The sequence below is a fragment of the Thermogladius sp. 4427co genome, from assembly GCF_051933805.1.
Taxonomy (GTDB): Archaea; Thermoproteota; Thermoprotei_A; order Sulfolobales; family Desulfurococcaceae; genus Thermogladius.
Genome location: NZ_CP196893.1, coordinates 1,199,774 through 1,219,010, shown reverse-complemented (window position 1 = coordinate 1,219,010; position 19,237 = coordinate 1,199,774). Strand labels below are relative to the sequence as shown.

25 protein-coding genes are annotated in these 19,237 nt (G+C 46.1%); 15 read left to right on the top strand and 10 right to left on the bottom strand.

All coding sequences use genetic code 11. The annotated features are described in order from the left end of the window. Positions 1-31 precede the first annotated feature (31 nt). Together ACSU1N_RS06815 and ACSU1N_RS06810 are read left to right on the top strand one after the other, a co-directional pair. Entirely contained in the window at positions 32-430 is a 399-nt protein-coding gene (locus ACSU1N_RS06815; RefSeq protein ID WP_440059492.1) for a HEPN domain-containing protein, read from the top strand. Continuing rightward, positions 423-722 carry a nucleotidyltransferase domain-containing protein gene (locus ACSU1N_RS06810; protein ID WP_440060298.1) on the top strand — a complete coding sequence of 100 codons (300 nt, stop codon included), beginning with the start codon at positions 423-425 and terminating at the stop codon, positions 720-722. Before ACSU1N_RS06815 ends, ACSU1N_RS06810 begins: the two co-directional genes overlap by 8 nt. A gap of 24 nt (positions 723-746) precedes the next feature. On the opposite strand, the gene ACSU1N_RS06805 is transcribed toward ACSU1N_RS06810, so the two are convergent. The 3 genes from ACSU1N_RS06805 to ACSU1N_RS06795 form a co-directional block, all read right to left on the bottom strand. Next, positions 747-1,505 (bottom strand): hypothetical protein, encoded by a 759-nt coding sequence (locus ACSU1N_RS06805; protein ID WP_440059491.1) that lies wholly within the window; start codon positions 1,503-1,505, stop codon positions 747-749. Positions 1,506-1,909: 404 nt separating this feature from the next. Further along, positions 1,910-2,329: a hypothetical protein gene (locus ACSU1N_RS06800; RefSeq protein WP_440059490.1), complete on the bottom strand. Its 420-nt coding sequence runs from the start codon at positions 2,327-2,329 to the stop codon at positions 1,910-1,912. Between the two features lie 13 nt (positions 2,330-2,342). Then, positions 2,343-2,774 carry a HEPN domain-containing protein gene (locus tag ACSU1N_RS06795; protein ID WP_440059489.1) on the bottom strand — a complete coding sequence of 144 codons (432 nt, stop codon included), beginning with the start codon at positions 2,772-2,774 and terminating at the stop codon, positions 2,343-2,345. Positions 2,775-2,898: 124 nt separating this feature from the next. On the opposite strand from ACSU1N_RS06795, the gene ACSU1N_RS06790 reads away from it, so the two are divergent. Further along, entirely contained in the window at positions 2,899-3,051 is a 153-nt protein-coding gene (locus ACSU1N_RS06790) for a hypothetical protein (RefSeq protein WP_440059488.1), read from the top strand. Positions 3,052-3,059: 8 nt separating this feature from the next. Here ACSU1N_RS06790 and ACSU1N_RS06785 read toward each other — a convergent pair whose 3' ends face one another. Further along, positions 3,060-3,254, bottom strand: a complete 195-nt coding sequence (locus ACSU1N_RS06785) for a ferredoxin-thioredoxin reductase catalytic domain-containing protein (protein WP_440059487.1) — start codon at positions 3,252-3,254, stop codon at positions 3,060-3,062. Positions 3,255-3,272: 18 nt separating this feature from the next. Between ACSU1N_RS06785 and ACSU1N_RS06780 the strand changes: the two genes are divergently transcribed. The 6 genes from ACSU1N_RS06780 (at position 3,273) to vapB (ending at position 8,297) form a co-directional block, all read left to right on the top strand. Next, entirely contained in the window at positions 3,273-4,058 is a 786-nt protein-coding gene (locus tag ACSU1N_RS06780; RefSeq protein WP_440059486.1) for a hypothetical protein, read from the top strand. Beyond that, complete coding sequence (locus ACSU1N_RS06775) at positions 4,039-4,881, top strand: CRISPR-associated endonuclease Cas3'' (RefSeq protein WP_440059485.1); 843 nt, start codon at positions 4,039-4,041, stop codon at positions 4,879-4,881. Before ACSU1N_RS06780 ends, ACSU1N_RS06775 begins: the two co-directional genes overlap by 20 nt. After that, a complete protein-coding gene (locus ACSU1N_RS06770; RefSeq protein ID WP_440059484.1) occupies positions 4,865-5,851 on the top strand; it encodes an AAA domain-containing protein in 987 nt (328 codons plus the stop codon). The genes ACSU1N_RS06775 and ACSU1N_RS06770 overlap by 17 nt, the downstream gene beginning before the upstream one ends. Positions 5,852-5,859: 8 nt before the next feature. After that, entirely contained in the window at positions 5,860-6,843 is a 984-nt protein-coding gene (locus ACSU1N_RS06765) for a DEAD/DEAH box helicase (protein WP_440060297.1), read from the top strand. A gap of 92 nt (positions 6,844-6,935) precedes the next feature. Further along, complete coding sequence (locus ACSU1N_RS06760) at positions 6,936-7,907, top strand: TRM11 family SAM-dependent methyltransferase (protein ID WP_440059483.1); 972 nt, start codon at positions 6,936-6,938, stop codon at positions 7,905-7,907. A 159-nt stretch (positions 7,908-8,066) separates the two neighbouring features. After that, a complete protein-coding gene (vapB, locus tag ACSU1N_RS06755; RefSeq protein ID WP_440059482.1) occupies positions 8,067-8,297 on the top strand; it encodes a type II toxin-antitoxin system VapB family antitoxin in 231 nt (76 codons plus the stop codon). A gap of 595 nt (positions 8,298-8,892) precedes the next feature. On the opposite strand, the gene ACSU1N_RS06750 is transcribed toward vapB, so the two are convergent. Together ACSU1N_RS06750 and ACSU1N_RS06745 are read right to left on the bottom strand one after the other, a co-directional pair. Next, positions 8,893-9,240, bottom strand: a complete 348-nt coding sequence (locus ACSU1N_RS06750) for a nucleotidyltransferase domain-containing protein (protein ID WP_440059481.1) — start codon at positions 9,238-9,240, stop codon at positions 8,893-8,895. A 91-nt stretch (positions 9,241-9,331) separates the two neighbouring features. After that, complete coding sequence (locus tag ACSU1N_RS06745) at positions 9,332-9,640, bottom strand: HEPN domain-containing protein (protein ID WP_440059480.1); 309 nt, start codon at positions 9,638-9,640, stop codon at positions 9,332-9,334. 213 nt (positions 9,641-9,853) lie between these two features. Between ACSU1N_RS06745 and ACSU1N_RS06740 the strand changes: the two genes are divergently transcribed. Continuing rightward, positions 9,854-10,810 (top strand): hypothetical protein, encoded by a 957-nt coding sequence (locus tag ACSU1N_RS06740; protein ID WP_440059479.1) that lies wholly within the window; start codon positions 9,854-9,856, stop codon positions 10,808-10,810. A gap of 49 nt (positions 10,811-10,859) precedes the next feature. Here ACSU1N_RS06740 and ACSU1N_RS06735 read toward each other — a convergent pair whose 3' ends face one another. Then, positions 10,860-11,534: a PD-(D/E)XK nuclease family protein gene (locus ACSU1N_RS06735; RefSeq protein ID WP_440059478.1), complete on the bottom strand. Its 675-nt coding sequence runs from the start codon at positions 11,532-11,534 to the stop codon at positions 10,860-10,862. Between the two features lie 261 nt (positions 11,535-11,795). Between ACSU1N_RS06735 and ACSU1N_RS06730 the strand changes: the two genes are divergently transcribed. Next, on the top strand, positions 11,796-13,085 hold the full coding sequence (locus ACSU1N_RS06730) for a hypothetical protein (RefSeq protein ID WP_440059477.1): 1,290 nt from the start codon (positions 11,796-11,798) through the stop codon (positions 13,083-13,085). A gap of 159 nt (positions 13,086-13,244) precedes the next feature. On the opposite strand, the gene ACSU1N_RS06725 is transcribed toward ACSU1N_RS06730, so the two are convergent. Then, positions 13,245-13,532 (bottom strand): hypothetical protein, encoded by a 288-nt coding sequence (locus tag ACSU1N_RS06725; RefSeq protein ID WP_440059476.1) that lies wholly within the window; start codon positions 13,530-13,532, stop codon positions 13,245-13,247. Between the two features lie 58 nt (positions 13,533-13,590). Between ACSU1N_RS06725 and ACSU1N_RS06720 the strand changes: the two genes are divergently transcribed. After that, the gene (locus ACSU1N_RS06720) at positions 13,591-13,962 is read left to right on the top strand and encodes a hypothetical protein (protein ID WP_440059475.1); all 372 of its coding nucleotides are present in this window, start codon (positions 13,591-13,593) and stop codon (positions 13,960-13,962) included. Positions 13,963-14,024: 62 nt separating this feature from the next. Here ACSU1N_RS06720 and ACSU1N_RS06715 read toward each other — a convergent pair whose 3' ends face one another. Further along, positions 14,025-15,278, bottom strand: a complete 1,254-nt coding sequence (locus tag ACSU1N_RS06715; protein ID WP_440059474.1) for a fucose isomerase — start codon at positions 15,276-15,278, stop codon at positions 14,025-14,027. Between the two features lie 1,006 nt (positions 15,279-16,284). On the opposite strand from ACSU1N_RS06715, the gene ACSU1N_RS06710 reads away from it, so the two are divergent. Continuing rightward, positions 16,285-16,857 carry a hypothetical protein gene (locus ACSU1N_RS06710; protein WP_440059473.1) on the top strand — a complete coding sequence of 191 codons (573 nt, stop codon included), beginning with the start codon at positions 16,285-16,287 and terminating at the stop codon, positions 16,855-16,857. Between the two features lie 346 nt (positions 16,858-17,203). Here ACSU1N_RS06710 and ACSU1N_RS06705 read toward each other — a convergent pair whose 3' ends face one another. Beyond that, a complete protein-coding gene (locus tag ACSU1N_RS06705) occupies positions 17,204-17,725 on the bottom strand; it encodes a hypothetical protein (RefSeq protein WP_440059472.1) in 522 nt (173 codons plus the stop codon). Between the two features lie 164 nt (positions 17,726-17,889). Here ACSU1N_RS06705 and ACSU1N_RS06700 point away from each other — a divergent pair, with 164 nt between their 5' ends. Both ACSU1N_RS06700 and ACSU1N_RS06695 read left to right on the top strand, forming a co-directional pair. Further along, entirely contained in the window at positions 17,890-18,570 is a 681-nt protein-coding gene (locus tag ACSU1N_RS06700; protein ID WP_440059471.1) for a M protein, read from the top strand. A 61-nt stretch (positions 18,571-18,631) separates the two neighbouring features. Then, a complete protein-coding gene (locus tag ACSU1N_RS06695; protein WP_440059470.1) occupies positions 18,632-19,129 on the top strand; it encodes a hypothetical protein in 498 nt (165 codons plus the stop codon). The last annotated feature ends 108 nt before the right edge of the window (positions 19,130-19,237 follow it).

Genomic DNA, 19,237 nt, shown 5'->3' with positions numbered 1-19,237 from the left:
CTTCTGGTAAAAGCTATTATTGTGGTGTAAGGTGCCTGTTAGGGAAGAGGTTGTTCACTGGCTTGAAGCAGCTAGAGCGGATCTACGCCACGCGGAAGCGAGTATAGCGATCGGGGATTTCAACTGGGCTTGTTTCGCAGCCCAACAAGCTGCTGAAAAAGCTTTGAAAGCCCTGGTAATGCACTTGCTCGGAGAGTATCCGCGGGGTCACGACCTAGTTAGATTATACAGGATGGTTAAAGACGGTACGGGCTTGAAATTAGAGGAGAGTTCTCTAGCTAGGCTATCATCTTACTACACTCAGGCCAGGTATCCTAATGCAGGTATTGAGAGACCGTTCGAAGAAATAAACAGGGAGCTGGCGGTAGAAGCCCTGAGTACTGCGCGGGGTGTTGTAGACGAGGTCTCGAAAGCTATTAGAGATCCGTGAGGAAATCATCTCGGTTCTCAGAAAGCTCGCCGGCGAGCTTGGTGCTACTATATACCTTTTCGGGAGTTATGCTAGAGGAGACCATATGATCGATAGCGATGTAGACATAGTAGTAGTCTCGGAATTGTTCAGGGATATCAGCTACCCTGATAGAGTAGCATTAGTCAGAGCCAGGCTGCCGCCTGACTACGGCTTCGACATAATCCCGTTGACTCCAGAAGAGTTTGAGAAGAGGCTTGGGAAAATATTCTTCAGAGAAATATCTAGATACTGGATAGAGATAAAAGGTTGAGGATTCTCGTAAGCGTTCACTCTACTACTCCTTCCAGACGGCTTCCTCTAACAATCTCTCTAGCAGAAAGTTTGCCTTAACCGATAAATCGCCTATTACTTTTGTTGTCTCGCGTAGGATGCTGAGTATCTTACCTGCCTTCCCCCGGCAGTCCTCTCTCACGACTCTTTCAAGGTCGCATCCAGTGTATAGGCACGGGGATATTAGTTTAGCGAGCTCTAGGACCCCTATGATATCCCTGCAGCTTGCTTCTCCTATGTCTTTCTCGAAAAGCCTGTAGTATCTCTCAACATAGTATCTGAAACCGTTAGAGAATAATAGTTCGTGGACTTCAAGGTCTTTCACTACTGTCGAAGCCAGGTAGGCGGCCTCCAGCGCCTTATCCCCGAGCCTATCGGCTAGCGCCTTATCCAAGTTTATTACATAGCTAGAGATAGTGTTATGGAGCAGGCTATGGGCTAGCTCGTGGTAGAGTAGCGCTCTCGCATCCTCTGGTTCTAGGCGGGCCAGCGACTCGTAGTCTACGTGGATCCGGGGCCAGCCCCTCCACGCCTCGTGTGATGCTATATGGACGCCGGCTACAGTGACCCCTAGCTCTCTCGCTTCTTCAATTACTTTAGCGAGCTTGAGAGCCTGGTTCTCGTAGATTATTATCTCGACTATCTCAGGCCTCCTACCCAGCCTCTTGTAGAAGTCGAGCGCCTCCTTCTCGAGTTGCCCGGCGAACCCTGCTGGAACCCTGCCGACTCTCTCAACGTATAGGAATCTCTCCTCCGCCCCCAAACCCCTCTATCTCTCCATTCCGCTATCTTTAATAGTTGTATATGCCGGATCAGGCTATTTTAATTAGGAGGCACAGGTTGAGAGAGACAGGCTATACCTCCATCCAGCGTATTACACTACTCCCAAGAAGAATCTTAATCAGTTTAGCCGATGGGGTTTCGTCAGCGGTAATGGAAGGCTGTACTCGATAAGGATTCGATAATAAAATGTTTTATGGATGACGATTGTCTCTTCACCGGTAATGCTATACGGTGTTAGTTGCTTCATAACAGTATCGGCAAAGATGTAGCAGGTCCTTCAGGCTCTCTATAGTTCTTCGCAAGGTATCTCGGAAGCTCTGCCTGGTTAGCTAGGGAGCCCTTCCTAAAACTCTAGAAGGTCATGCTGAGTTGAGTGGAGAGATATCAAGAGTTTTTACGTAGAATTTTCCTCGCTTTAGCTATGGATGCTAAATCAAGTTTTCTACCCTTCTTAACGATAATGTATTCGTCAACCTGAAGAATATTCTCTAAAACCTTTTCAAGTATACTCTCTACTCCGATCTCATCATATACAACTACATAGCCTGCTATAAGCCCGGATAGAACAGTACCGGGTCGAGTATTTTCTTCAAGCATTTCAACATCGAATACTATTACGTCCACAGGCTTAGATATGCATTTCCTAAGCTCTTTAGATATCTCTAACTCTAGAACATACTTCTCTTTAACATCCTCAATCCTATCCACAACAACTATTATATCTACATCCCTACTCCTCAAAGGATTGTACACACTACTACCAAAGATAATCACAGCTCTTAGCTTCCTACCATAGAAACCCAACACATTTCTAATTCTAGATAACACCTCTTCGTCTAAGATAATCCTTCACCACGCCCAACGCTTTTCTAGCCAATTCGATGCCCTTGGCCGCTACCCCCATGTCTATAACATCTTCAGGGCCTAGGACATTTCCCTTGAAAACGAATGGATACCTAGACCTCGTGTAGTATTCAGTTAAAAATTCAAGTGCTTCAACAATTGTATTGTAATCGCTGACCCACTCTCCCTCAAAGACCTCAACGAATATCCCAATAAGTTCCGGACCATGGTTATAAACAACCCTCTTCCTACTCTCAAGCATTGCTTTAACAGCTTTTTCAACGCATTGCTGAGCATAGAAAACCGCTTGAGGATAGTCGCCTATGTTGAACGCTCTTTCAGCTCTTCCAAGATCTTTTACAGCTTCTTCAAAATATTTTCTAGCGAATCTCTCAAACAGACTCATAATCTCTTTGACTCCCTAGCAACTATCTAAACAGTAATCTGATTACTTCTAATTTTTAACGTTTTTAGCTATTCATGGATAGTTCTTCAATGTTTATCCTTCCCTTTCTTTCAATTTTTTTCGATTGCTTCAGCTTGTCGAGATAGTTAAGAAATACAATAAGAAGCAGATACTGCTAGCGTTACACAATGTCGTGGTGTATACAAAGTATGGAAAGAGAAAAGCACAGGTGACACTAGAAGAGTTTGAAGAAGTGATCAGGGAGACACGGTTCTAGCGAAAAGGTTATGATACGGCTCTAAAAAGACCACATCTGCATCTTCCGTTTTTTCTGATTTCATCGATATGGTAGAAGCATGGGCAAATAGTTTTCTCGTTTTTCTCAACACGGCAAGGGCAATAAGGGATGCCGTACTGCTCATAGCTGTGTATGATGAGAATTATGACGTCCTCGTTTACCTCGATTCTCCTGTTAAGCAATTTCTCAAGTCTTCTGGCATGCTCCGTAGGAGGAATACTAGGGAAATTTGTTCGGAGAGCGGCGTACCAGTGTATATCGTAAAAACAGGGGATCCCGGAGACGGGGTCTACGACCCTAGGCTCGTAGAAGCATCGCTTAAAGTAATTGACAAGGCTATAAATCGCGGCCAACAGATCGATTGGAGGCTTTTCGAAGATAGGGAGGGGTATGTTAGCTTTGTTAATTTAATGGAAGAAGCTTATTCTGTAGCAGGGGTGGAACAAGAGTATTCAAGCCTACCGGAATTCCCCTACCAGATTTTCATGATAGATATGCCAACACCAAAAATACTGGAGATAATTGACGAACTTTATGGTGAAAAGCCCAGTAAAAAGATCAGTGAGGCATTCCTGTTTAAAGCCGCTCCTTCAAGCGATATTTCAAACTCTATCGCGTTGACATCGTCAAAACTGTTGGAATACGCTAGAAGGAGGACTGAGGAAAATTTGAAGTGTGTCGAAATATCAGGAGATGGAAGAGTCAAGCTCACAGCCTTACTAACCGGGAAGATAGCCCCCTTATCGGAGCGGGCGGTAGGATGCGACTGGTATAGTTGTGTTGAAGTAGGGAACGGTTTAGTAAAGTGCTATTTCGAATACAACTTCTGGAGTCTTGACATAGAGTCTGTTAAGGGTTTGTTTAGGAAAGTATTCAATATTGCTAGATATACTGGTGGCACCCTATTGGATGTTTTTGTCGAGATCAAGGACGAATGCTATAATGGAGAGCTAGGGGCGTTCTATAATGTCATTGGATCGAGTTGATCTAAGCAGGCCATATGCTTACTACTCGAGGGAAGGATCTAGAGTCGTCATTGAATACCTGGACGAACACCTGGAATCAACTGCCTGCTATGCTCTTAAGGTATTTGGGGAGAGGCTAAGGTATTTACGGCTAAGGCATTACCAATACGATTTCGTAAAGGAACTCCTCAAGCACTCTGCGTTCCTACATGATATCGGTAAAGCATCTGAATATTACTACAATCGTGGCCAGGTCTCATTCGGAGGGCACCAGGCTGTTTCAGCACTTATATTATACAATGCGGCACACAAATCCAGCGGGAGCAGGCTAGACCTGTTGAGGTTAAGTGCGCACGTGACTCTAAGGCACCATATGGCGTTTATCGACAGGATGACGAAGTATGATAGCAGGATGGCAGAGTATGAAAGCAAGAGGATCGCGGAAAGGATCGCGAAGGCTATTAGAGAACTCAACATAGATTGGATTAGTTCTTTACTAGACCGCGGGGTTATGAAGGGGTATGTAGATAGGGAGGTAGCAGACTACATATTAGAATCCGCGAAGCAACTTAAGGAAAAGCTACCGAAGGAAAATCCCGGGCAGGTCAGCATAGTAAATAATTTGAGCATAAAAGATCTCTCTTCTGAGAAAAACATTGAGACTCTACTACTAGTTAGGAGTGTCACAGGTGCTGTAATAGTAGCTGATATTGTTGTCGCTAGCATACATAGGAGTGGCAGCCCCAGGGGGGTCGCGGAGATATGGGTTAGAGAACTCGGGAGCAGGCATCTTCAAGCCCTTAGAGAGTGTGGTCTAGGCCAAGAGAATGCTCCAGTGCCCTAGGTGTGGGAGACCTCTAATAACGTTTAGAGGCTCGGAAATCTATGGGAAAGCCTTATGCCCTAATTGTGGCTGGGTAGATATTAAAGCTTCCAAATATTCAGCTATTCGACATACAACAATCCTGGAGGATCTACTGAAAGTACTTTACTATGAGAGAAAGCTAGCAGAACGCGAAGCCATATACAGTCTTTCATCCGAGGTAATAGAAGCCGAGGCAGAAGGCGGGCTGGCTATAGCCCTGCTCAAAGACAAGATAGAAGTAGAGCCCGGCGAACCCGTCGGAGTAGTCTACGACGAGACTATTCAACAACTAGGTACCGTATTATACACCGATGGCGACGAGCTCGTAGTAGAACTCGCAGACCCCAACCTAGGGTATGTCTTGACAAGAGAGGGTGCTAGGATAGCACCATACATCGAGATACTGAGCCTAGACCTCCAGATTAAAATCCTTGAAGAAAGAGATAAACAAGGCTCTAAAGCCTACGACTTGTTCACGAGAGACATAAATTACAGACCCGTCAGGGAAGGCGGTAGTAGGAGTAATTTAATAAACCAAAGCATGGACCCAAGCCAGCAAAAAGCTGTCCAGAACGCGCTAGAACTAGGAGACGGCGAACTACTACTAGTATGGGGGCCTCCGGGCTCCGGCAAGACGCATGTTATAGCAGAAATAGCTAGGATACTAGCGCAGAGAGGTGAAAAAGTCCTAATAGCATCCCACACTAATATCGCTGTCGAGAACGCTATAGACCGAGTATGCAGAAACAATAGTAGCCTAGCGTTTAAAGTAGTGAATAAAAGCATCTTGCTACAAGGCGGTTTCAAAACTACATGCAGTCTAGGGGAAGACCTAGAACGAGAGCTGAATGAAGCGAGGAAAATTAGGGAATATATTGCAAAACATTTACAAAGTATCCGTGAACTCAAGACCTATCCTATAAATCTTCATCTGGTAGAGCTTACGTAGAAGAAAAGATAAGAGAGGAGCTCAACTACATAAAGCTAAATATAGAAAAAATTGATAATGCAATAAATAAAATTATAGATACTATCCTAGAAAGGCGTATACTAGGCTCCACGCTTGTCAAAACCCAGCTCCCCCCTCTCGACGACTACGTATTTGACACAGTGATAATCGATGAAGCAAGCCAGTCGACAATATCTCTCGGATTGCTCGCTATGGTGAAAGGCAGGAAGTGGGTTATAGTAGGCGATCACAAGCAGTTGCAACCCATATTCAAATACATTCAATACGATAAGGCTATTGAATTAAGCGCAAAGTATAGCTTATTTAACTACCTAGTAAACAAATACGCTAATAGGGTTGTAATGCTTGAATACCACTATAGAAGCAGGCCCGAGATCATTAGATTCCCATCTATCATGTTCTATAATGAGCGTTTAAAACCGGTTAGAAAACCTGGTGAATCAAAACTCAAATACCTTAAACAGCCAGAGGATAAGGTGTTACGCGAAATACTAGACCCGGCGAAACCTATTGTTTTCGTCAACGTGCATGGGACGCCAGAGAGAGAAGACAAGTCTTATTTCAATAGCCTAGAAGCAGAAGTCGTATCTAGGGTTGTTGAAGAACTCTTGAACACTGGTATAGATGGGTCGAGGATCGCTGTAATCAGCCTATATAGGGCTCAGGCAGAGTATCTCGAGCATCTGATCGGTGGATCCGTGGAAGTTAATACGGTAGACGGCTACCAGGGGAGGGAACGGGATGTGATAATTATAAGCCTTGTGAGAGACGTGTGTAACAAGTTTGTTAACGAGGAACATAGATTTAACGTAGCCTGGACAAGAGCTGTCGAGAAAATTATAGTAGTAGGCAATTTCGATAAACTAGCAGAGAATCCGGGGTGTTTATGGGTCAAGGCGCTGGATTACTACAGGAGAAACCTCCCATATGATGTATACGTTGATCTGAAATCGTCCTATGGATACATGTAGAAGACGTTTTACAATAGTTTTAATCCTAACAGAGTCCTATGGTAGGGTCCGGGTTATAAGAATAAGTAGAGAATGAATCTATAGGGGGTTTGGTGCGCGAGATCACGTTCGAGGAGTACATGGATTTTGTCAGTAGGAGGAGGGTTGTACGTGTAGAGGACCAGGAGATCCCGCTGGAGCCCGTGGAGGTTGCGAGGCTCCTTCCTACTCCAGAAGAGTTGACGGATGTTTCTACAACGGTTTGGAGCTTCCCGGAGAGGGGTTCATGGGCTACGCACAAAGGTGATTACAGGGGTAACTGGGCACCCCAGATCCCGAGGGCGCTAGCCCTCCTGTATACTTCTAAAGGCGATACTATTCTAGACCCTATGGTAGGCTCCGGGACGACGTGTATCGAAGCAAGGCTCCTCGGCAGGAACTGTATAGGCGTTGATATAAACTATGAGGCGGCTATACTTTCCTACCACAGGCTTTACTGGCTCGGGAAGGCTATCGAAGAATACCCTAAGACACGTCTAGCACCCTACAGAATCGGGGATATCACGCTGGAAGACGTCGCTAGGTCTAGCGCCAGGATATTCCACGGCGACGCTAGGAGGCTTGACAAGATAGGGGATAACTCTATAGACGCTGTATTCACCCACCCACCCTACTGGAATATAATAGAATACCACAACGCTGAGTGCGTAGAAGGAGACCTGTCCTGCGCTAAGAGCCTACAAGACTACCTCAGGCTAATGAGCGAGGTCGCAGGCGAGGTCTACAGAGTCCTGAAACCCGGGGGCTACGCGGCTATACTAATAGGCGACACTAGGATCCACAAGCACTACGTCCCCATCTCATACGCCGTGCTGAGAGTATTCCTGGAGAAAGGGTTCGTACTAAGAGAAGAAGTTATCAAAATCCAGCACAAGATGAAGACTACTAGAGAGGTTTGGCAGAAGCTAGGTAAGAGAGACTTCCTACTGATAAAACACGAGAAGCTATTCGTATTCAGGAAACCAGTAGACGACGAGGAGAGAAAGAGGCTCGCATACAGCTCGGGCTCCCACTTCTATCTATAGTAATGTTATTACGACTTACGTATAGGGATTCCAAGGGGTTTCAAAGGGTTGGAGTAATGCTCTATTCACGCAGTTATCTGCTAGTGGTATACCAAAAGGTTTATACATAGGTTTACCACAAGCGTTAAAAATGGTATCAATGGTAAAAGGGTTTTTGCATTGAGCGTTTTCAGTGTTAAACTTAGAGAGGAGCTTAAAGAGAAGATGGAGAAATACAAGGATAGGGTTAACTGGCCTGAGGAGGTAAGGAGGTTTATCGAGGAGAAAATAAGGATGCTCGAAGCCGAGGAAAGCTTTAAATTTATACTAAGCGAACTTAGAAATGCTCCGTGGAGTGTGCCCAGGGGTTTCTCAGCCGGGTCTATAAGGGAGGATCGCGATAGTAGTTGATGCATCCGCATTACTAGCTTTCTTCTTGAAGGAAGAGGGTTGGGATAGATTAGCAGAGTATATGAAACTAACACTATCTGTTGATAATGCCAGCACCACGTATAAAAAGCCGTAGTAAAGCCTGTACTGATATAACCGAAAATATTCACTATCAGGAGTAGTTTTTTAAAAGAGTACTCATATTTAGAGAGCCAATATTAGCATCTTTTCAATACTGGAATATTTATCGGAAAAAAGACTTGGCCTCTAGTAGGCGAATGCGTTCATCGGTTCCAGTTAACCTGCTGATAAAAGAGCTTTACTAAATAGATTTAATTAAGTTTAATTTAATTTGCGACGCTAGAAATCTTTGCATAACGCTTTTATGTCAAAGAGTCATAAGAAGCAATCATTATTTTCAAGACCCAAACGAATGTTACGTAGATTGCCAACGTTTATTTCGAGCCCAGCTTCTTTGGTGATGGACAATTTGTATCCTCCCGTAGCCCGATCTATTTTGGTTTCGCAATATTTATAAATCTCCGCCTCTAACGTGGGATCTAGTCGAGATGAAGTCATGGGTTTCCCATATGGTTAGAGCCTGTTTTCCATGATACTACTCTGCCTTCAATATCCTCCTACAGTGCTTTACGTATTCCCTGAACCCTTCCTCATCTACTATATGCAACTCTACTGGGGCATCCCATGGGAGACCGTGTTCTTCTATAGCCCTCGAGAGTATTTCTACCATAAGCTTCTTCTTGCTCTCGTTATCGAGGGATGTGTTCTTCACTACAACCAGGATGTCTATATCGCTATATATAGTTGTCCTGCCTTCGGCTACACTCCCGACGACGAATACTTCCGAACCCGGGAGTAGTTCTCTAGCTGCTTTCGCAACTTTCCCAGCATACTCCCTCCACCGCGCTAGATGCTGGAAATGGTATCTAACCCAGCTTAACATTTCTAGCAACCTCGTCGAGGAGCTCGATCAGTGAGCGGGCTAGCCTAATTACTTTACCGGCTTCATCCCTACTATAGCTTATCTCGCTGTATCAGCTCATCGAGTAAGCTTCTTCAGCGAGTATAAGCATCCTCCTGTTTTCCTCAGCGAAAGATAAGAGTCTATCAGCCAGGTCTCTAAACCCATGGGCTTCAAGCATTTTTACAAATACTGATAAGAGCTCTCTAAGCCTATGTCCTCTAACCTTCTCGCCGAAGAGCTCATAGTACACTGCTTTAATATAGAGCTGCATAGATTGCTCTGCGAACAACACGGCTAGATCCGGTTCTTCAACCCTCTCAGCCTCTCTTAGAAAAGCCCTTGCCCTACTCTTAAGCCTATCTACATACTCACCGCTCAAAAGCCTCAGCCTGACGTCCTCTAGCTAAATTGAAAATAATACTTTCAACCAATTAATACTTGTTGAAGCCGTAAAACAACCTGAACCACTAGAAAAGTAGACACCGCCAACCCTAGTCGGGAACCGGCCTGGGCTTAGAGGCATACAGTTTATTCTTCGACCTGGCAAAGTATTTAGTAGTATCCCGGCTAGAAATATACTCGAGGAGAATATATGAGCACGAGGCCGTTAGGATATGTTAAGGTAAACGTCTCGGTATCCGGCTATACAGGCGTATTGTATACTGGGAAGCTAGTGAAAACGATTATTATCAGGGCGATACCGGAGATAGCTAAACACTTCGAGCCAGCCCAGTCTAATACTCCTAAATTCGTTCACGTATCGCCTCTATTCGAGGAGCGGGAGGGGAGGGTTAGATGCGTGTACTCGGGCTACGAGTGCAGGGGGGAGACTGTCTCATGCGAGAACCCTGTGCCTAAACGTATCGTACTCGAAGGGAACTACTCGTTCTACTTCGGTTTCTCAACTTCTGTCGTAAGCCTGGAGAGAGTTGTCGAAGCCCTTTCATCGCTAGGGGGCAGGGTCGAGTACGGTGGTAGAAGCATAGCTTTATCAGTTAACAGTATAGAGGTCGTAGACCCTCTGGCGAAAAGCAGGAGGCTGCTCGCAGACGTCGAGGAGAAAGGCGGTTTGAAAATAGTTTTCGCCTCGCCAACCCAGCTGAGAGACCCTCTCAGGAGGAGTAGGTTTAAGAGCATGGTTCCCACACCTTTCAACGTATTCTCAACACCCACATTCCTATACCTCGTATCCAAAGGCTTGTTCAAAGTGAGAAAGTTCCTCGGCCTGCTTACAGTAATACACAGGAGCTTCAACGAGACGATAGCATACTCGAAGACAGCTAGGATAGTATGGGTTAAATACGGTAAGAAGCCCGAGCCCGCTCTAGCAGGATATGTAAAATACGCTTTAAACAAGCAGTACTACGAATACTACAGGTCGAAGATTGGTTTTACAGAAGTGCTCGAGGAGATACTAGCCTACCTCATTACTCTGGGGACGGGCACAGGGAGGGCGGCAGGCTTCGGCCACGTCATTGTAGAACCCGTGGAGGTCAAGAGCCCAGACCGCCAGGCTAGTAGTGAGGAGAGCGTCTCTAGCGAAGGGTAATATCTCGTATAATATAATCCAAATATTATCCTAGCTTAATTCGTAAAAGCTAAATCCCTGTGTAGATTTCAACACCTAGCTTAGATGCCGCTTCGAAAGCCTTACTGTCTGCGAACGGTGTCACTAGAATCCTCCTCGAAACCTTCCTCCCCGTGGATTCCTCGTAGAAGTCTGATTTCCTCCGGAATACAGAGACGTCTGATGCGCTCGCATGAGATTTTATTTCGACTAGGATTATTTTTTCATCGCTAATAGCAACATCGACTTCGACAACGCTAGGGTAGCCGTAGACCACTCCCCTGCTGTCAAACCCCTGCCATCTTTCTACCCTGAGGCCGAGCTCTTTCTCAATTATTGCTTTCAAACCCTCTCTAAACGCCTCTTCTGATTCTACACCCCACCTAGCTCCTAGTGCGGCCAGCCTCCTCTCGAAAGAATCCATTCTTTTCATAACGCTCTCGTATAGCTTGTTAAAGTCTTCTCTAAGCTTCTTAAGCTCTAGCTCTATTGCGTCAAACCTTTTGTAAGCATCTTCCCACCTCCTATTATTCTCCTCCCACCTCCTCTCCTGGTTTTTAACAAATAAGAGAAAGTCTTCTCTAAGCTTCTTTAGTTCGTCTAGTATACTGTTCAATCCTAAGAGGCCTGCAACCGCATACCTAAACTCGCTATCCCTCTCGAGAAGTGCTAGAAGCTCTTCTTTAATATTCTTAGCTGTAGCCAACTAATCACCTGTCCAAAAATATTCCTCTACAATTACTATAAACATTTACGATATACTGTGGTTGCTAGCTTTCATTCTTATGTTTTTTCTCAATTACTTTGGTTTCAGCACCTCACATTACTAACCAGCGTGTTGCTAACAGCTGGGAGGCACTCGATTCCCCCAGCTTCTACTCTACCGGCTGATTCGTCATTGCTATAAATGATGTATGGGAAAAAATTATATACAATAGTCTAGATATAGCATGGTCTAGGGCTGAAAATGGATTTCGAGGATTTAGGTAGGTATATTGCTTCAAGCGTGGACGCTAGTGTAAGAGTAGAGGGGGATAGGTTATTCTTCGATGTAGCCGTTGAATTACCGGAGCCTGTAGGCGGGAGGATCTGCCTATGGCTCAACCCAGGCCTCGACCTAGGCGGGGTAGAGGCGGGCTCCCGCTTCCAACTATCCCATACGCTATCCAAGTTTATTATAGACGTCGCCGACGTACACAGGTTCGAGCTCGGGTTATACCAGCCTATTAAGAGCCTCAGGCTATCCTACCAGGGGCTGCTTAAACCGTTATTCGCCCCCACATGGGGTAGCCACGGCGATACTCATGTAGCGCGAGGGGAGATCCTCTGGTATCCTTTTCCAGTCTCCTGCCGGGATCTATTGCCAAGCATATACTTGTGTGAGCACAAAAAGAGCGCTATAAGGTTCAGACTGAGGGATGGGCTGGTTCCAGCAGCCTCACTAGAGTACCGGGGTGTTGAAGAAGGGGAGTACGTTTACGCTAACAAGTCGAAGACCACTAGTATGCTCGAATTCGTAATAGCCCCGTTTAAAACAGATTTCTACGAAGCCGAGAAAAGAGTGTACGTGTACTCTCTCGGCGAACCCCCGTATAGGGCTAGGGAGATACACGATATAATCCTAGAGGTAGAAAGTGTTTTCGAGGAGTTATTCGGGGTATCCCTGCCACGGGCAGAGTACAGCATAGTATTCCTCAGCCGTACAGGAGGATTCAAAGCAGACCACCTCATAGTGCTGGACAGAGAGCAGGCTGAGACACAGGCTATGTTGAAATCGATTCTAATACACGAGCTATCCCATACGTGGTGGCTAGGCTTTATAAAACCATGTAGTAGTGATACCGCGTGGATCATGGAGGCAGTACCAGAGTATATGACAACCCTCGCCAAGAGCAGGCTGGGTCTATCAAAGCTAGATGAGATGGTTGACAAGACTATTGGGAGAGCCGGGGAAATCGTAATGAGAGAAGGCTATAAGCCGCCTACGAGTATTTTAATTCCTCTAAACGAAACCGAGGACAGATCCTGGAGGGTTGTCGGGGAGGCAATACTCCACGAGATAGCTAGGATAATAGGCTGCGGCGAACTGAACCAGATCCTAGGACACTACATGAAGGAGTCAGAGTCTGCTACAGGAAGATACTGCGTGAAATGGGGTAAGATAATAGACGAGCTCGCGTCGGTAAACGAGAGAATACTAGACGTAGTAGGCAAATATACGGGGACAGCCCAGGGGAAACAGGGTCGGACTGGATAGTATGATTTTTCAACCGGTCGAAATGAAACTATTGTCTAAGCCGTTGACTCAAGCTTGGAGGGATCCAGTAGTCGGGACTTAAGTAGCAGTGGACTAGGAGATGGACCGGGCGGGAAAAACTATCCCTAGCGTAGGATGCTGTTAACTGGTTCAAGCGTATTATTTCCTCCGTAAAATACCCCTGGGGTCTTTAACAAGGACTATTAGGAGCCATGCGAGGATTGCTACTAGCAGCATTGTGAACCCTAGTACTAGAGCGTCCAGGCTGGTGTCGAAAAACCCTCCTCCCTCAGTTAGATAGCCGTAAACATGGTCTACGAAGACCATTATTGTAGCACCCCAGAGTATTGAAGCCAAGTATTTGAAACCGTATTCGTCTCTCTCCGCCCTGCTATACCATAGTATTGTAGAAATAGCTGCTGCGTAAGCTAGTATGAGTAGCCACATAGCTAGTGCACCGCTATATTTATAAAAGTGCACATATTAAAAAAGCTTGGGGTCTGGTATGGCGTGTTTCATAGTCCCCTCTATACTCGCGCTAATAGTATCGGTTGCTAGAAGGCTTTTCAGGAGCATAGGGGAGAGGGTTAACCTAGGACTGCTCGAAGCAATGCTATGGGGTGGTGCGGGGCTCTTAGCCCTAGAACACTTATGGCACGGAGAGCTAGTTCCGTGGCCCCCCTTCCTAACAGCAATGAAATCTCCCGAAGACTGGGCGGTGGCATTACACGAGATGTCTACAGCAGGAGTAGCGATGAGCATAGCTGTCGCAGCTGCCTGGGGCGGCGTAGTCTTATTCCAGAGGCACCTAGCCGTGAGACCTGAGAGGATCGAGAGGATAACCGGGGTCTTAAAAGAGCAGGGGAAAGGCCTGTAGCAAAAATAGGGTGTCTGCCCCAGACGGTCCTTTTTCAATAGTGATTATCCTAAAACTTTGTGCTAGACTTTCTCGTATTCCACTAGCCGGATCCTGAATAAGTCTGCTATCGTAGAAAGCTCTCTCTTGACATCGCCAGGTATTAGGACATGGTGGTTTGCCACGGCCTCTCTCAGTAGCTTCTGCGAGTCGAAGCCTAGTTCTACCAGTGCCTGGGTTCTGCACATAGCATTCGATAAGAGCCCGCTTTCAACAATCCTCCCTACTGCGACAGCTATTTTATCAAAGCCGGGGCTTAATGAGGCTATCGTATACAAACTGTTTCTAAGCCTCCCTGTTAGAGAGTATGGGCTACCGGATTCGAAATGGCTTAGTACAATAGGGTTGTCTACCATGTTCAAACTAATCGTGCAGTGGGCGAAGTATGCTCTAGACCCTTCTAGACCGCTCAGGTTAGCGATCCAGCCTGTGTAGCCGGTTAGCTCTCTAGAAGCCAGCATTAGAGCTAGCGATGCTAAATCGCCTTCGCAAGCTGCTACAATACCCTCTGAATTCAGCAGGGATAGTGGTAGGCATGGTGTTAAACCATGTTTCAAAATGTAGGGGAAGCAGTCTATTGCGATAGCATTGTAACCGCCTTCTACGGAAGCAGTCTTCAGCAGAGCATATAATCTAGCCACCTCCCCTATCCTGTCCTTCGGGAGCCTGTACTCTGCTTTCTCGAAAGCCTTCTCGAAAAACTCGGCGTAGCCGGGTTTAGGCTCGAATCTAGAAGCGAGCCCGTCAATGCTATAGACATCTACTTTAGAACCAAACCTCTCCTCTAAGGCACCTGCCTGCCTGGGCTTCTCAGGGAAGTCCCCGATTAACAGGATCCTAGAGCTCGAGAGGGTTGAAACAGCTCTCGCAACCCCTAGCATCCTCTTAACTACGTCTACGCAATCCGGCTCGCTAATCGTCAGGCAGTGGAATAGAGCTGTCCCAATACCTCTCGCCTCCAGCTTCACTTTTGCAGATATTGCTGAAGCAAGGCTATTGTGCTCTCCGTGGCCGAATAGGATAACCCTCCTAGCACCGCATGCTAGAGCGGTCTCGGCTATAAGGCTACTAACCCCGCCGGTCAAGGGTGTGAATATAAGCGTGTCTCTCCCGCAGTCTAAGGTTAAGCTCTTTATGTCGCCGGGGTCTGCTACCACAGGCGTGAAAGAAACTCCTCCGCCAGCCTCGGATACTAGTCTGCGGAAATCCTCTAGTAGCTTAGTGTAATACTCTATGCCGTGAAGCCTGGAGGCGAAGGGGACTATTACAACACCCATTCCCCACACCTTATTGCCCGAGGAGTATTCTAGTCGCCTACACTATTTAATCTCTTAGTTAGACCAGCTACCTCCAGTACTTTGGAGGCTCACTCCTCCTCTTAACAGTCTTCTTCTACGAAAGGAGTATCCTGGTCTTCGGCAAGCACTTTCACTTTTACAGCTCTGGACGCGATCCAGACCCTTAAAGGACCGCCTGCCGTCTCGAAAACAGTCTCTTCAAAACCTTTCTCGGGAGGCTATAAACCAAGTATTTCAGCAACTTTAACTGGTACCATTATTTGAGGAGACTCAAACTCGTATCCTGTATTCACCAGCGCGTTTGAGACAACCCCCTATCACACCTGACGATCCCCACCTTAACCCTAACAGCCATAAGCGCCAACCGGGGAACTCTTTATCCTGCCAACTCTCGTCTTATGATCCCTAATCAATCCAACAAAAGCCTTCCTCACCAAATACACCGGAAAAAGTATTCTCATACACTCCTATAACTCCGTTTAGCAAATGCTTAACTCTACTGGTTTATATCCTGGGATCGTTATTGGTTAAAAGGCTGGGATGGTTCCTAACCGTATTGGATAATAGGTTTATCTAATTCGGTTATGCGGGAAATTCCACACTATCCTTCGGCGCGCGAACTTCTCCACACCAGTATCTCAATATGTAAATTCAGGGCTATAAACCATGAAAAACACGATAGATATGGAAGCAAAACGCTGGACCCTGGCTCTCGGCAAATATTCGGTAAACGAACACATACATTTCTGAGATAAGTGTATAACACCGAGCAAACACGCTCATACGGATTTACATTGAAAACCAATATCGAAGACAATATATAGCTTTGGATCCAGGGTATTCGGAACATTGGATCCCACTTGTTTAACGGAAGGATGTGTTTCAACTATAGTATTGAGAATTTAGAGCAATCATAGTATAGGGTATAACCACGCCCTTCACGATTTAAACTAGTCGGCTACGGATTACTTTAACGGGCAGTGCTTTGGTATCCGATAGCGGAGGTACTAGTACGGTAAACGAGATAACTGTTCTAAGGAACAGGATTGACGAAATCGCTGCCCAGTTAGGCGAGGCTTTGAAGATTATCCAGGATCTGAGGAAGGATGTAGAAAAGCTTGGAGCAGGCCTTGAATCACTCCAGAAAGAGGTGGGTAAGCTAGCGGAATCGTATGGCCACATAGTCGAAGAAATCGCTAGGTGGACGCTCCCGGACATGCTTTCTAAAAGGCTCGGGGTAAAGATAGGGGAGTTGAAGCGGGAGTTCTACAGTGTCGACGGAAAGGTTTACGAAATAGACTTCCACGGGGTTGGCGAAGCAAACGGATATAGTATCGAGGTATTCGGCGAGGTTAAAACGAGAATCCACGGCGAGGATGTTAAAGCTTTCTACGAGAAGATAGCTAGGATAAAAAACGGGTCTCCTAGCGCGATCCTAGTCCTATACGGGCTATACGCGCATCCCACAGCTATCGAAGAAGCTAGCAAGAGGAATATCATAATCCTAACACCGTACTACGAGTACATACCTTTAAACAATACTAGCAGTCAGAGCTAGTGTGTAGAACCAATAGTATTCCATAAGCCAAAAATATATAAGATACGGTGATACCATGAGTGTATTATATCCGTTAAACTGATATAGTGGGATTAAGACATTATTAAACGGCCCAGACCACTGTTGGGCGCTAGGCCTGGATACCGGAGTAGCCTAGGAGTCTAGTAGGCTTGCACCAGGTCCGCCTGCCCGGGGAAACCCGGGTAGACGGGCTTGATGCAAGCTTACTAGACGACCTAGGTGAAACGGTATCTAAGCCTAGTGCCCAACGTGGGGGTAAGCACCTCCTCTCCCCTAAACCCTCTCCTAGAATCGAAAAAACTTTAAACCTATCCTCTGACAACAGCTAGAACGGGTTCTCGCTGTATAGGCCTTTGATAACCAGCTGGAAAGACCCTGTTCCCTCTGCTTCACCCCAGGCGATATCAAGGCTCGCCCTGTACTCTCCCCCCGGTATCCTCAGAGGCGTATCATATCCCGGTATAATGACCATTACCCTGTAGCATGTAGTGTTTACTACGAGTAGGCATGGCATGCTAATATTAATGCTCGAATTACCTGTTAACGGTTTGTACACTGGCTCGAGCCTGAGGACACCGTTCACTACGATCCTGAAACCCTTGTCTAGGATGCTGCCTTGTGCTTCTATCTTGAAATAACCGTCTCCGGGTATTGTCACAGTGCCGAGGTCTATTGTTCTCGAGCCACTGGACGCGTTAATCTCGATCTCGATGCTCTTCTCGAATATTTGCCGGGGCACGTTTACAACGCCTCTGATGTTTACAACGAATATATTGGTTATTGAAGCAAAAGCTATAAAACCTGCTAACGCTATACCTATCGCAACCAGTATAATCCTGTGGAGCAAGTTTAAATCCCTATGATAAAACTTAGGAAACAGCCTTAATATAAGCTGCCGCTTAACCCTCTTGAACGAAAGTGTTGAAATAACACGCCGGACTACCTAGGTCAAGGTTTTAAACCGTTCTTGTAGTAGTGTAATATTGTAACATGTGTTACAGGTAGAGGGCCTTGGGTAGTGAATACAAGAAACTGGTTGAAGAACTAGTCTATAAGGTGAAAGTCGAAGTAGACTCTCTAGAGGCAAGGGTTAGAGAGGCTATTGAGAAAGGAGATAGAGAGGCTGCTCTAAAATCCCTCAGGGAGGGTGTGGAGAAGATTCTTAGAGAAATAGCTGATTCTACGAAGAAGCTAGAGGAATACGGGGGTAGGGTTGAGAAGAGCGTTCTCGAGAAAGCTCTAGAAGACTTTAGAACTGGGCTCAGGCAGCAACTCGAGAGGGTTAGATCTATCGTTGAGACAGTGTCGGAGAGATACGGTAGGAAAGCTGTAGAATCCGCTCTAAGCGTTAGCGACACTATTTCTAGGAGCCTCACCGAGATAGCGTCTACTGCTACAAAACTAGCGCAAGACCTTGCCGAAAGAATTGTCGAGGTAGTCGGCAGGATAGCTAGGCTGCCAGGGGCTACAATAGTTGTATCTGCGAGGGTTAGGAAGGAGGATATAGAGGTAATAGACAAACTCGTAGAAGCAGGAGTATTCAAGAGCAGGAGCGAGGCAATAGCCTACTTCACTAGGAAAGGTATTGAAGCAAGCAGGGACTGGATTGGGAAAGCCCTTGAGAAAGCAGAGAAGATTAGGGAGCTTGCGAGAGACTTGAGGAAGGATGTCGAAGAATATTTGGGGAAGTAGCTCTACGTAGCTTGTAGGGCGGGCTTGTAAAGTATTAATTTTTCCTCTCCTAATACAAATATTGGAGACAGAATTGGGCTGCTACGTATCACACTATGGGATTATCGGAGCCTATTTTATACTAATCCTTCTCCTAGCTGTCTTCTGGACCTATCTATTGTACGTATCCATCTACATCAAGCCACTATTGATACTCACAGTACCGTTTAGCCCAGTAGTATACATACCAATATACGTAATCGCCTTCAGGGAACCGGTTGAGATACAGGTCGACGAGACGGGCATACATATCGTGAAAGGACTCCTATTAAGGAAGAAGGTATTCATCGATAGGAGCGAGGTGGGCAGCGTGTGGGTTGAGGAAATCCGCGCCCCTACTATAGCTTACTACATCAAGCTCTTCCTCACAACGCAACTAGTATGTTACGGGTGCGCATACGTAGAAGTATATAATAAGGAGGGGTCTACTGAATCCTTCGTGCTTAGGAGTCTAGAGTATACTTGTTTCAGAGAGGCTGTCGTTAACGAGCTAGGCGTAAGCGACTACTACGAGCTTTAGAGAGTCTTCCAGCAAAAGTATTCGAGCGGGTTTAAGCAATAAAGGTAGAAGAGCGGTCGGCCCGACGGATCCCGCTTTCACAGTACCGGGTCCAGCCCGGTTCTCGGC

Coding starts and splice junctions, on each gene's coding strand:
- ACSU1N_RS06775 (WP_440059485.1), top strand. CDS start 4,039: ATGTCATTGGATCGAGTTGATCTAAGCAGGCCATATGCTTACTACTCG.
- ACSU1N_RS06750 (WP_440059481.1), bottom strand. CDS start 9,240: ATGTTAAGCTGGGTTAGATACCATTTCCAGCATCTAGCGCGGTGGAGG.
- ACSU1N_RS06720 (WP_440059475.1), top strand. CDS start 13,591: ATGGCGTGTTTCATAGTCCCCTCTATACTCGCGCTAATAGTATCGGTT.
- ACSU1N_RS06715 (WP_440059474.1), bottom strand. CDS start 15,278: ATGGGTGTTGTAATAGTCCCCTTCGCCTCCAGGCTTCACGGCATAGAG.
- ACSU1N_RS06795 (WP_440059489.1), bottom strand. CDS start 2,774: ATGAGTCTGTTTGAGAGATTCGCTAGAAAATATTTTGAAGAAGCTGTA.
- ACSU1N_RS06770 (WP_440059484.1), top strand. CDS start 4,865: ATGCTCCAGTGCCCTAGGTGTGGGAGACCTCTAATAACGTTTAGAGGC.
- ACSU1N_RS06725 (WP_440059476.1), bottom strand. CDS start 13,532: ATGTGGCTACTCATACTAGCTTACGCAGCAGCTATTTCTACAATACTA.
- ACSU1N_RS06740 (WP_440059479.1), top strand. CDS start 9,854: ATGAGCACGAGGCCGTTAGGATATGTTAAGGTAAACGTCTCGGTATCC.
- ACSU1N_RS06780 (WP_440059486.1), top strand. CDS start 3,273: ATGCTCCGTAGGAGGAATACTAGGGAAATTTGTTCGGAGAGCGGCGTA.
- ACSU1N_RS06730 (WP_440059477.1), top strand. CDS start 11,796: ATGGATTTCGAGGATTTAGGTAGGTATATTGCTTCAAGCGTGGACGCT.